This window comes from Cyclobacterium sp. L-R, from assembly GCF_056859355.1.
In genome coordinates this window covers 92,117-104,031 of record NZ_JBSXOH010000072.1, presented here as the reverse complement: position 1 = coordinate 104,031, position 11,915 = coordinate 92,117, and the positions used below count along the sequence as shown (strand labels likewise).

The 11,915-nt window shown below is 39.6% G+C and carries 9 protein-coding genes; 6 read left to right on the top strand and 3 right to left on the bottom strand.

The annotated features are described in order from the left end of the window. Positions 1 to 220: 220 nt before the first annotated feature. Genes AC13EX_RS11950 through AC13EX_RS11940 form a run of 3 tightly spaced genes read right to left on the bottom strand, consistent with a single transcriptional unit; the run spans position 221 to position 2,197 of the window. Positions 221 to 985: a hypothetical protein gene (locus tag AC13EX_RS11950; protein WP_482892860.1), complete on the bottom strand. Its 765-nt coding sequence runs from the start codon at positions 983 to 985 to the stop codon at positions 221 to 223. 19 nt (positions 986 to 1,004) lie between these two features. Further along, complete coding sequence (locus AC13EX_RS11945; RefSeq protein WP_339710160.1) at positions 1,005 to 1,670, bottom strand: hypothetical protein; 666 nt, start codon at positions 1,668 to 1,670, stop codon at positions 1,005 to 1,007. Then, on the bottom strand, positions 1,667 to 2,197 hold the full coding sequence (locus tag AC13EX_RS11940) for an RNA polymerase sigma factor (RefSeq protein WP_048640136.1): 531 nt from the start codon (positions 2,195 to 2,197) through the stop codon (positions 1,667 to 1,669). The genes AC13EX_RS11945 and AC13EX_RS11940 overlap by 4 nt, the downstream gene beginning before the upstream one ends. 536 nt (positions 2,198 to 2,733) lie before the next feature. On the opposite strand from AC13EX_RS11940, the gene AC13EX_RS11935 reads away from it, so the two are divergent. The 6 genes from AC13EX_RS11935 (at position 2,734) to AC13EX_RS11910 (ending at position 11,904) form a co-directional block, all read left to right on the top strand. Further along, on the top strand, positions 2,734 to 5,865 hold the full coding sequence (locus AC13EX_RS11935; RefSeq protein WP_048644279.1) for a SusC/RagA family TonB-linked outer membrane protein: 3,132 nt from the start codon (positions 2,734 to 2,736) through the stop codon (positions 5,863 to 5,865). 27 nt (positions 5,866 to 5,892) lie between these two features. Further along, positions 5,893 to 7,368, top strand: a complete 1,476-nt coding sequence (locus AC13EX_RS11930) for a RagB/SusD family nutrient uptake outer membrane protein (protein ID WP_482892859.1) — start codon at positions 5,893 to 5,895, stop codon at positions 7,366 to 7,368. 402 nt (positions 7,369 to 7,770) lie between these two features. Next, positions 7,771 to 8,685 (top strand): amidohydrolase family protein, encoded by a 915-nt coding sequence (locus AC13EX_RS11925; protein ID WP_339710170.1) that lies wholly within the window; start codon positions 7,771 to 7,773, stop codon positions 8,683 to 8,685. Positions 8,686 to 8,758: 73 nt separating this feature from the next. Beyond that, complete coding sequence (locus AC13EX_RS11920; RefSeq protein ID WP_240477899.1) at positions 8,759 to 9,478, top strand: amidohydrolase family protein; 720 nt, start codon at positions 8,759 to 8,761, stop codon at positions 9,476 to 9,478. A 74-nt stretch (positions 9,479 to 9,552) separates the two neighbouring features. Then, positions 9,553 to 10,923, top strand: a complete 1,371-nt coding sequence (locus AC13EX_RS11915; protein ID WP_482892858.1) for a DegT/DnrJ/EryC1/StrS family aminotransferase — start codon at positions 9,553 to 9,555, stop codon at positions 10,921 to 10,923. Positions 10,924 to 10,962: 39 nt separating this feature from the next. Beyond that, complete coding sequence (locus tag AC13EX_RS11910) at positions 10,963 to 11,904, top strand: amidohydrolase family protein (protein WP_339710179.1); 942 nt, start codon at positions 10,963 to 10,965, stop codon at positions 11,902 to 11,904. Positions 11,905 to 11,915 lie beyond the last annotated feature (11 nt).

The window sequence follows — 11,915 nt, the reverse complement described above, 5'->3', positions numbered from 1 at the left end:
TATCTGTGCTCAATCTGAGTTATTCTGTATATGCGATAGGTCAAGTTTTTAACTCGGATTATGAAAAAGATTGTCAATTGCCTATTTCGGGTTTAAGGCTGAAAAAAAATAGCACGGTTGAGCCATGCTATTTTTTTGAAAAGAGAATGTAATGCCTGTTTTTTCTAAAAAACTATGGGTATTTTAAAAAAATCGGTTAGTTATTTCTTTATGTTAGTTTTTACCAAAACCTTACTCCTATTGTAGGATAAAGGGTGTTAAGTTTGTTGGTGCCAACTACCCCTACCTGAATAGAAATGACTTGACTGACTTGCCTTCTGTAGAAAGCTTTGATCGTAGTTTGGTTGAATAGTTGGCTTTTCTCTTCGTTCAATAGGTAGCCAATGCCTATCATGTTTTTATTATTGGATTTGGGATTGAATAGCTCCCAGCTGAATTCCGCATTTAAAAACCAATTGTGATTGACCGCTACCTTGTTTTCAATCTTTTCCGGGAAAAAAACGGAGTTGGTAATCGAAGCGCCAATATCAAATTTTCTCCAAGAAATCTTACTCCTAAACCCTATCTCAGGTGTGAAATAACCTCCCGTATAATCTAATCCTACAGGAAAAGTCATTTCTAGCCGATCTGCATAAGGGACATATTTTTTTTCAATGTTGAGAATTACTCTGTCCACACTTGTCTGTGGAAATGCCTCGGCTAGCCTGTAGGTAATGGTTTTAAACTCAGGAAATTCAGTTGCTTTTTTAAGAATGGGCTTAAATTTTAATTTTAAGTCCTCTGGGCTGTGCTCATCAGAATTAAACAATAATAGAAGTTTGCCTTGATTTGGCAATTCAAAAGCCAGGGAATCAGTAACCGGCCAATCTTCGTCCATCCATTCCTGGGTATTTTTAGGCAATTGGTTTTCTACTTGCTGAGCAAGGATTTCAAATTGGATTGCGCATAGCAATGCCATTAAAGACAATTGAATTGATCTTTTCATAACGAGAGAATTTAGAATATTAGTTTTTTGATTTATTGAACTTAACTTGAATTGTAGCCGTCGGGTAATTGACGTTTTCTACTTGTATTTTCTCTTTTCTTCCAAAAGGAGAACCGCTTGATTTTGGTTTTTCTGCTTCCCAAGTGATTTTCACTTCATGGTAAGTTTTTGTATTGTCTGCCATAGGCCGGTAGATACTTGCTTTGGCAATGGTGTGTTCTTTTTTTATTTGGAATGGGCTCAATACAATTGGTTCTGCCTCTATGGGTACTATTTTCTCACGTTTCAAAGTGGAAGAAATGGCTACCTTTGAAGGAGGAAGTTCATTCGTTGTTATTTTTTCACTGGTCTTGGACAGCGGATTTATAGATTTCCTTGCAGCTGAATCTTCGGGAGCGGTGGACGCTGTTTTTTCTGTAAGCAAAGGTGTTTTTTCATTCACCTTAGCGGGGAAGAAATAAGCAATGCCTGAAAAAAGCATGAACATGGCAATGGCCGCAGCGCCTAAATAATACCAGATTACCTGCCTTTTCGGTTCCTCAAGCCTTTTTTCAATCTGTCCCCAGATCTCGGTATTAGGCTCCCTGATGGGAAGTTTTCTGCTATTTTCTTCCAGCTGTTTGTCGAAGGTTTTCCTTTCTAAAATCTTATTCCAAAGCTCTGGGTTGGGGTTGTGTGTCTTCATGCCTTAAGGAGCTTAGTGATTCTACTTTTAAGTAATGATTTGGCATAGTGCAACTGAGATTTTGAAGTGCTCACTGTGATACTAAGTAGTTTTGCCGTTTCCTTATGCGAATAGCCTTCCACTGTCGTGAGTAGAAAAACAGCCTTGGCCCCAGAAGGAAGACTTAGTATGGCCTGATCCAGTATTTCTGCATCAAACCAAGAATCAAATGCTTCTGTAGTCTCCATTTCCTGATTTTCTACCGGTTCAAAATAGATCTTCTTTTTGCTAAAGTGTATCGCCTTTCGAACAGCGATGGTTTTCATCCATGAAATAAGTGCTTCAGGGTTTTTCAATTTTCGTATGTTCTGAAATACTTCTACATAAACATCTTGAAGAATGTCATGAGCCTCTTCCTCATCACCGATTATTCTGTAGCAAGTTGAGTACAACATTCCTTTGGTCATTTCAAATAACTGAAATTGAGCATTTCGGTCATTTTGGTTGATCTTTTTTATCAGTGTCGCATCTGGCTTTGGTATACTCATTTTTCGTCCATATGTATAAAAGAGTCAGAAACCCGGCAAAAGGTTGGAAGACGACTAAAAAAACTTTTGTAAAATGTAAATCCAGGCTTTTACTCAAGTTAACCATTTTACTTGGTCCACCAATGGAGTTATTATAGTCTGGAAAATAATTGGATTAAAGGTGGGCGATAAATTGCTGATTTTAAGTGTTGCCTGACATTTAATGATCTTCATTTTTATTTAGCCTTATTTTTCAAGATCAATCATTAGAAATACTCCATTCATCACTTTTATACTTTGAAAAGTTATCTTTTATATTCTGTGACTGGTTTAATTTTATTTAATCTTCAATTAAGTAAAATACTATAAAATTGTTTGTTACTTGAATAAAATTTAATAGGTTTAAGGTAACGTAACCGAAAAGATGATTAATGTTCTAATTCTATAATTAGACATATTTAATTCCAATTTTGGAATTTATACTATAATTATTATTTGAGTTACAAAACCAAATGAATCTTTATATAAGTATAATTAACCACTTAAATCAATCAGTTTTGGAAAAAAAATACAATGGAAAAATGGGGAAGGAAGAATTCCTTCCCGTCCTAAGCAAGATCAACCGCCTTTTTTATTTAGGGGTTTTTACAATGATCTTATTTCTGGGTTCAGGGCTTGCCTCAATGACCCTTGCACAACAACGAACCGTCTCTGGTACCGTCACTGATGTGGAGAGCGGTGAAACACTTCCTGGTGTTAATATCCTAATCAAGAATACGAATATTGGAACAGTCACTGATATTGACGGAGCCTTTAACTTAAAGGTGTCTGATGAAGGTGCTGTTTTAGTATTCTCTTTCGTAGGCTTTGTAAGCCAAGAGGTAGCGGTAAACAATCGACAGACCTTTGCTATTAACCTTGTTCCAGAGCAATCAGACCTGGATGAAGTTGTGGTAATTGGTTATGGAACAAGGAAGAAAACTTCTGTTACTTCATCTATTTCTAAATTAGAAAACCAAAACCTAGACCAATTGCCGGTTGGCAGGCTTGAAAATGTCCTTGCAGGAAGAATGGCAGGGGTTAATATTTCCAATACCCGTAACCGGCCCGGTGACGCGCCTGACATTAGGGTTCGTGGACTCGGTTCCATAAGTGCGGGAAATGACCCTTTGGTAGTCATCGATGGCTTTCCTGGAGGAAACTTAGGTCAATTGAATATGAATGATGTGGAATCCATTGAGGTGTTAAAAGATGCTTCTTCGACCGCTATTTATGGTTCAAGAGGTGCAGGAGGAGTGATATTGGTTACAACCAAAAGAGGGTCGACCCAAAAACCTGAGTTAAAAATCAATTCTTATTTTGGAATGTCCAATGCCCTTGTTCATGACGATTGGTTGACAGGAGAAGAATGGCATAGCTATTTGGCTAAATACCAGAACAGGGAATTTGCATGGGCTGGGGGAGATACTTCCATTCCTATTTGGGGAGATCCAAGAAGACCTTTGACCTACCAGGTCAATCCACTTACCAAAGAACTTCCTCAAACCATTTGGCAGGATGAAGTGCTTCAGACCGCTACCATCCAAAACCACAATATTTCCCTTTCTGGTGGTACCGATAACACCAAATATTATTTGTCAGGTACTTATATGGATGAGGAAGGCGTATTGAAAACTTCCGGGTATAAAAAGTATAGTTTTCGTGCGAATGTTGATGTGAAAATCAATGAGATGATAAGCATGGGTATGGAATTGAGCCCTTCCTATTCCAAGACGAGGTATGCAGGATCCAATATGGTTTCCTTAGTAAAATATCCACCCTTTGTCAGCCCTGATTACATTGACGGGAAATACCCTCGTACTTATGATTACATTCCAACTGGTCACTCCGGACAGGCTAGTCCCTATGTTTACCTTTATGGAACGGAGAATTATTCCAACGTTTTTACAAATATCGGGAGGGCTTTTATCAATTTGAACCTTATGGATGGACTTAGCTTCAAAACCTCTGTAGGAACAAACATCGCTTTCACGAACAATGATTATTGGAGTGGTGGGATTGGAGATACTCGAGTAAACACCAATGGGAATGTCTCGGATGCAAGAAGTATAAATCTAGTCAATGAGAATGTACTGAATTATACCAAAACCTTTAATGATGTTCACAATGTAGGTGGTTTGCTTGGTGCTTCTTACCAAAATTCAACCTCCAGGTCCCTAGCGATGTATGCCGTTTCCAATTCGTTTAACAACGATAAGGTAAAAACCCTCAACAATGCCATTATCAATCCTGCCAATACTACACAGTCTAAATCTGAATGGGGCTTGGTTTCTTATTTTGCTAGGGTAAATTACGCTTACAAGGACAAATACCTCTTGGAAGGTTCTTTCCGACGAGATGGTAGTTCCAGATTTGGCCCTGAAAATAAATGGGGAAATTTCCCTTCCCTTTCAGCTGCATGGAGACTTTCTGAAGAAGAGTTTATAAAAAATATACCAAATATTTCAGAGTTTAAATTAAGAGCCAGTTATGGTGTTACAGGGAATTTTAATATTGGGAATTTCCAGTATCTAGGTTCTGTTGGATCTGTAAGTTATTCTCCTAATAATATGTTGGTAAATGGGATTGTTCAGAATTCCATGGCAAACCCCAGGCTTTCATGGGAAAAAACCAAAGGCTATGATTTTGGTTTTGAAATAAGCTTTCTTCAAAACAGGTTTAACCTGAATGTGGATTATTATGACAACCTAACCACGGGAATGTTGTACAATGTTAATACTCCTGCTATTACTGGATTTAGTAGTATTATAAACAATGTTGGTGAAGTAAGAAACAGTGGGCTGGATGTGGAGATCGACACCAGGAATCTGGTAGGTGAGTTCAAATGGAATTCTTCATTTAACCTTTCCATGAATAAAAATGAAGTGACCGACTTGGGAGAAGTGGATGAGCGAATCAATACTTATTGGTCAATGGACTTTCTATTGAGAGAAGGAGAACCAATGTTTTCTTATTATGGCTACAAGTCTATAGGTGTTTTTCAGAATGAGGAACAGATTTCTCAAACGCCAAGCCTAGCCGGAACAAAACCCGGTAACCCAATATTTCAGGACACGAACAATGATGGTGAAATTGATCCTGAAGACAAGGTGATCTTAGGAAGTTTTCAACCTAAAATGCAATTGGGCTTTTCCAATGAATTTTACTGGAAACAATTTGACCTAAGTATTTTCATGCAAGCTTCATTAGGAGCCAAAATGTTCAATGCAGAAAACCAATATTACGAGGGCAACACTTTGGGCGCCATGAGAAGATCATTGGTAGAAAACCAGTGGTGGTCTGAAGAAGAACCTGGTGATGGTACTAATCCAGCAGCAGCTCTAAGTCAGTTGTTTGGCTACAATACCAACAATGACTTTTACTTAGAGGATGCTTCCTACCTTAATGTGAGAAGCATAAACTTAGGTTATACTTTTCCTGATTTCTCAGAAGGAAAAGGAATTAAAAGTTTAAGACTCTATGCGTCTGTTAATAACGCATTGGTTATTAAAAACAAAGGAAATCATGCCTACAATCCCGAAGGGACGACAAGAGGAGAAGTTTCAGGCATTAGCAGTACCCCTGGGGTAAACCTCGGTTCAGAACCCTTGAATAGAACATTTGTCTTGGGACTTAACATTGGCTTTTGATTGGTATAGGCACGAAAAAACAGAAAAATGAAAACTTACAAATTAATTATACTAAGCACATTAGCGATTTTGCTAAGCTTTACTTCCTGTCATGATGATCTGCTCAATCCGATTCCAGAATCATTATTGACCAATGTCAACGCTTTTGAAAATTCGAATGACCTGGATCTGGCAGTTTTGGGGATTTACAATCGATTGCAATCAAGGTTTCCAACGGATTATGAATTGATGGAAATTCCTTCAGACAATATGTATGGTTATTATTTTGCGACCTCTCCAGGGATGTCAGAAATAGGATTACTGGATGTTAGCCCTGAAAATCCCAGACTAAATGTCTTTTGGAAGGATACTTACAATGGTATTTTTAGAGCCAATACTGTCTTGGAAAATATTGAAGTGCCCACAGATTATAGCACTGAATTAAAAGACAAACATACAGGTGAAGCGAAATTTTTGAGAGCTTACTTCTATTTTGATCTGGTAAGGATTTTTGGAGGTGTGCCAGCAGTGATAAGTATCATCGAGGTGGAGGAATCCAGACAGGTTCCAAGAGCCACTGAAACAGAAATTTATGCATTAATTTCCAGTGACCTGAATGATGCCATTGCCAAGCTTCCAACTACTTCCGAACAAGGAAGGTTGTCCAAAGCAGCAGCCATAGCACTTTTGGCTAAGGTGAAAGTTTATGAAGAAAAATGGAGCGATGCCAAAACCTTATTGGAAAGGCTGTTCGCAGATTACGATTATGAATTGTTGCCTGATTTTAAGGACCTATTTCGCATAGAAACTGAGGTAAACGTTGAATCCATTTTTTCCTTACCCTATTTGGAAGGTACCAATGGACATAGCCTAACTTATGCCTTGGCACCTACTGCAGGCGTTTACGGCGTTATCAATAACGGTAGCAGGGTTGGAAGACCAACATGGAATTTGCATAAAGCTTATAATCCTGAGGATTCCAGGTTTAGTGTAACCATCACAGAATGGCAACGAACTTTCTCTTCTGCACCTGATGATGAACCTTTTTGGTTTCCTTACTTCAATAAATTCATTATTCCAATCGACAATATCAGTAGTTCAGGACTGGATTTGCCTGTTTTGAGATTAGCTGACATGGTATTGCTTTATTCCGAAGCACTGTACCAATTAGGTGATCAGGAAACTGCTCTAGCACAGTTGAATAGCATCAGAGAAAGAGCATTTGGGGATTCAGACCATAATTATACTTTGGTAGACATTGCCACTCCGGAATTGTTCATGGACAAACTGTTATTGGAAAGAAGACTTGAATTGGCCGTCGAAAACAACAGGTGGTTTGACCTGGTACGTACTGGCAGATTTACTACAGCTTTGACTCAACTTGAAAGTGAGTACAATCCCTCTACAGAACAGGCAGTGATTCAAAATCTGAATGCACAAGCCTATATGAAATATTTCCCAATACCCTATGAGCAAATTCAATTGGCAGCTCCAGGGGTAATGGAACAAAATGATGGTTATTGATTAGTTAGGTCAATCGTGGGTTTAGGTAAAAGACATTTCTTCGCTTAATTCCATCGGGATTTTGTCAGTATTGTTGCTGAAAAATAGGCAACAATACCGCCAAAATCAGAGACGATTATATTCTTATACCCCGGGTTAAAAACCCGGGGCTACAAAAATTTCGCCCCGATGGGGCTGATGAAATAGGAGTAAATAAAGACCTTAATTCGGTGATTTATGTCAATTCGAATAGCGTTAGAATGAACACGAAATAGGCAATAGACAATCTATTACGTGATGATTCGTCGCAGCAGTTGCAAGGCTATTATATGATCAGGGTTGAATTATACAATGGACTTCGAAATAGGCTATAATATCTGGATGAAGGTTAACTTCTTTAATAAAAAATAATAGGTCATGGGCATGACAAGAAGAGAATTTTCACTTAGTGGAACTGTTTCCATTTTTGGTTTGATGACATGTGTTCCACCTATTGATTTCAGAACAAGGGCATCTGGAGAAAATGATTTTGATTTGATGAGAGAGGTGAATAAGTACAGGAAAATAGATGCCTATGCTACTTCTAACATGACTCTGGATCAGCTAAGAGACCAAATTGATTTTGCAGACAGGCTATCTATAGAAAAGATGTTTGTTGGTATGCCCATGTTGCCTATAAAAGCTACTCCAGAAGAGTTCAGGAGTATCAATGATAAGGTGATCAAAGGAGTAAAAGCCTACCCTGATCGATTGGTTGGGGAATTTACTATTAACCCTACTTATAAAAAGGAGGCGATTGATGAAATCAACCGCTGTGTAGACAATGGACTTGTGGGTACCCGTTTGTACAATCAGGTAAAGATCAGTGACCCATTGTATGAACCCATTATTGAAAAGCTCTCTGAATTAAAAATGATTGTTTTTATGCATGGAGAGTGTCAGCTAGGAGTAGGAGGGTACCGAATGAAGTATGATGCTGGAAAATTTCCTGGCACTTCTACACCGGAAGATTTTGTAGCCGCTGCAAAGAAATTTCCAGATGCCAATTTCCAATTTGCCCATATCGGAGGTGGAGGAGATTGGGAATGCATGTGTAAAACCTTTGAACATACGCCCAATATATATGTGGACACAGGAGGCAGCAATAATGAAGAAAACATGATTGACTTCGCCCTTAAGTATTTGGGTGAGGACAGGCTTTTTTTCGGAACGGACAACAGTTACTATCAAAGCGTAGGAAAAGTACTGGCTTCCAACCTCAATGAAGGACAGAAAAGAAAACTGTTTTTCGACAATTACAATGCTTTGCTGAAGAAAGGAGGTTTTGGTGTTAATTGATATCAATGCCTATGTGGGCAACTGGCCTTACAAGCAGATGGCGTATTCAACCTGTGAATCACTGCTGAAAAAAATGAATCAGTTTGGAGTTGACAAGGCTGTAGTCGCCAATATGAGCGGGATTTTCTATAAAAATTGTCAGGCAGCCAATGAGGCATTGTTTGCTGAAATTGAATCCTCAGCCACCTATAAAGAAAGAATTATTCCATTTGCCATTATTAATCCTTTCTACCCCGGATGGAAAAGTGATTTTGATAAATGTGTAAAAGTCGGAATTAAAGGCATACGTATTTATCCCCAATACCACGATTATCAATTGACGGATTCCGCATGTGTTGAATTGGTGAAAATGGCCCGAGACCATGACTTGGTTGTTGGGCTGACCATGAGAATGGTCGATAGCCGACAGAAATCCTGGATGGACTTGGATCAATTAGCAGGTACAGATAAACCCGAGCAAGGCTTAGTGGATTTATTGCCCATAATAAAGGAAGTGCCAGCGGCCAAATATTTTATATTAAACCTTGCAAATGGTTATCAGCTTAAAAATGACGACTTTGAGTTAATTATGAAAAGTAAGGTCCTCATGGATACTTCCGGTCGATCCCTGGCCAATATGGCACAAGCACTGGAATTCTATGGAGAAGATAAATTTGCTTTTGGGACGCATGCCCCGATACTGGATTACCTAACAGGAATGTTGCGTATTGAATCATTACGCGAAGAAGAAGCAAGCCAAAGTACCAAAGATTTGCTGAGGTGGAGAAATGCCCAAAGCATGTTGAATTTATAATTATGGTCAATGCTTCTTATGGCCGAATGGCGAATCAGGAAATTATTCTTAAAACAATTAATGCCACATAAGCAATGAACAAAGCATACAGTAGGAGAAAATTCATGGCTGGTCTTTCTACCAGCTCTTTGGCCATAGCCGCCTCACCTGTTTTGCCTGGACTGGGCAATGTATTGATCCAAAACAAAGAAAAGCTGGCTATTTTAGGAGGCACAGCCATAAGAGAAAAAGGCAGGATAGGGCCAGCTTGGCCATATGTGGATGATCAAATGGTGAATGCCATCGTCAAAACAACCCGAAGTGGCATATGGAGCAGGATACAATCTGCTACAGGCAATGTGCCCACTTTTGAGAAGGAATTTGCCAGGCAGATTGGGGTTGGGTACAGTGTAGGAACAGGATCTGGCACCCAGGCCTTAAGTACTTGTGTAGAAGCCCTTGGTATTGGTCCAGGTGATGAGGTGATAACTTCTCCTTATACGGACATGGGAACTATTTCTTCTATTTTAACCAGTAGGGCGCTACCGGTGATGGTAGACCTTGACCTTACTTCATTCCAGTTGGATCCAGAGGAAGTAGCCAAAAAAATCAATACAAATACAAAGGCTATAATGCCAGTCCATATTATGGGCGTACCTGCGAACATGGAGCGTATCATGGAATTGGCGAGAAAGCATGGTTTGAAAGTAATAGAAGATTCCTGTCAGGCACCTTTTGCTCGCTATCAGGGGAAGGCCATAGGTACTATAGGGGACTTGGGCTGCTTTAGTTTTCAGGCAAGTAAAGCGATTGCCTGCGGAGAAGGAGGAGCTGTGGTCGGAAACGATCAGGCTTTGATGGAGCAATGTTATACGGTTCAGAACAGAGGGGCTTCCAGAAAAGGTAGGAATGAAACCATTGGCCCAAAATACAGGATGAATGAATTTGAAGGGGCCATACTTATGGGACAGTTGCCGGGGGCCAAGGATAGGTTTTTGAAGCGAAATGAAAATGCTGAATACCTCATAGCTCAGTTGGCAGACATTCCTGGACTGACTCCACAGAAAAAGTACCCAGGAACCGAAAGCAGTTCCTATTATCACTTTGCGATGTCCTATAACAAAGAACATTTTAATAGTGCTGACAGGAGCCTGTTCTTAAAAGCGCTGAATGCGGAAGGGATTCCTATGGGCTCCTATATTAAAAACGGACTGCACAAAGAACCTTGGATCCAACATGTTTTGGGCTTGGATGAATACCAGACCATGTATACAAAAGAAAGAAGGGAAGCGTACACTAACTCACTGGATCTCCCAAATTGCGATAAGATTTGTAACGAAACGCTGATCTCCTTCTGGGGTTCCGGAATGCTATTAGGTACACGTAGAGAAATGGACGAGATAGTTGCCGGGATTACGAAAGTATACGAAAACAGAGACAGTTTGAATAAAATCAAAAACACCTAAGAAACTTTAACCACCATTGAAAGCCTGAATAACAACATTATGAAAAAAGTAAACCGCCGCAGCTTTTTTAGTACCACACTTAAAGCCACTGCCGCTGCCTCATTGCCACTTAGTTTTTCGACCAACCTACCGGAGGATGTAAAAAGTAAACCCAATTTGTTTGCCGGAAAGCCAGGTGTCATCGATACCAATGTCAATTTGTTTGATTGGCCATTTAGAAAACTGAAATACGGTGAGACCGATGCTTTGCTAGCAAAGTTAAACAAACACAGGGTGGAAAAAGCCTGGGCAGGCAGCTTTCAAGCACTTTTTCACAAAGACATCAATGGCGTCAATGAACGACTGGCCAAGGAATGCAAGCATAATGGAAAGGGAATGTTGCTCCCATTCGGTACAGTAAATCTGGCTTGGCCGGATTGGGAAGAAGACCTGAGGCGTTGCCATGAGGTATACAAGATGCCTGGTGTTAGGATTTACCCCATTTACCAAACCTTTGATCCAAGCCATCCGGATTTTGAAAAATTGGTAGCTCAGGTAGAAAAAAGGAAAATGATCTTACAAATTGTAGGAGACATGGATGACAGTAGAAATCACCACCCGATCGTCCTCACCAGGGGAGCAGACATGAATCCTTTGGTAGACATCATTAAAAAATACCCTAAGGTAAAAATTCAAATGCTTTACTGGACCCATAAAATTACCGGAAACCTTTTGGAGCGGTTTATCAAGGAGACCAATGTAGTTTTTGATACTTCCAGAATTGAAGGGAGTGGTGCAATAGGACAACTGATTGAAGGCAATCCTTGGAATGGAAAAAAAGGAGTTCCATTGGCTGCAGAGCGCATATTGTTTGGTTCTCATGCCCCTTATTTCCCCGTTGAAGCAAGCTTATTGAAGCTTATGGAATCACCATTATCGGTTGAACATGCCAATGGGATTTTGCAGGGGAATGCCAATAATTTCATGAATTCCTCTCTATAGTTTATTTGAAA

Bases quoted from the DNA above. Each gene is read 5' to 3' on its own strand.
- AC13EX_RS11950 (WP_482892860.1), bottom strand. From the start codon at position 985: ATGAAAAGATCAATTCAATTGTCTTTAATGGCATTGCTATGCGCAATC.
- AC13EX_RS11945 (WP_339710160.1), bottom strand. From the start codon at position 1,670: ATGAAGACACACAACCCCAACCCAGAGCTTTGGAATAAGATTTTAGAA.
- AC13EX_RS11940 (WP_048640136.1), bottom strand. From the start codon at position 2,197: ATGAGTATACCAAAGCCAGATGCGACACTGATAAAAAAGATCAACCAA.
- AC13EX_RS11930 (WP_482892859.1), top strand. From the start codon at position 5,893: ATGAAAACTTACAAATTAATTATACTAAGCACATTAGCGATTTTGCTA.
- AC13EX_RS11925 (WP_339710170.1), top strand. From the start codon at position 7,771: ATGACAAGAAGAGAATTTTCACTTAGTGGAACTGTTTCCATTTTTGGT.
- AC13EX_RS11920 (WP_240477899.1), top strand. From the start codon at position 8,759: ATGAATCAGTTTGGAGTTGACAAGGCTGTAGTCGCCAATATGAGCGGG.
- AC13EX_RS11915 (WP_482892858.1), top strand. From the start codon at position 9,553: ATGAACAAAGCATACAGTAGGAGAAAATTCATGGCTGGTCTTTCTACC.
- AC13EX_RS11910 (WP_339710179.1), top strand. From the start codon at position 10,963: ATGAAAAAAGTAAACCGCCGCAGCTTTTTTAGTACCACACTTAAAGCC.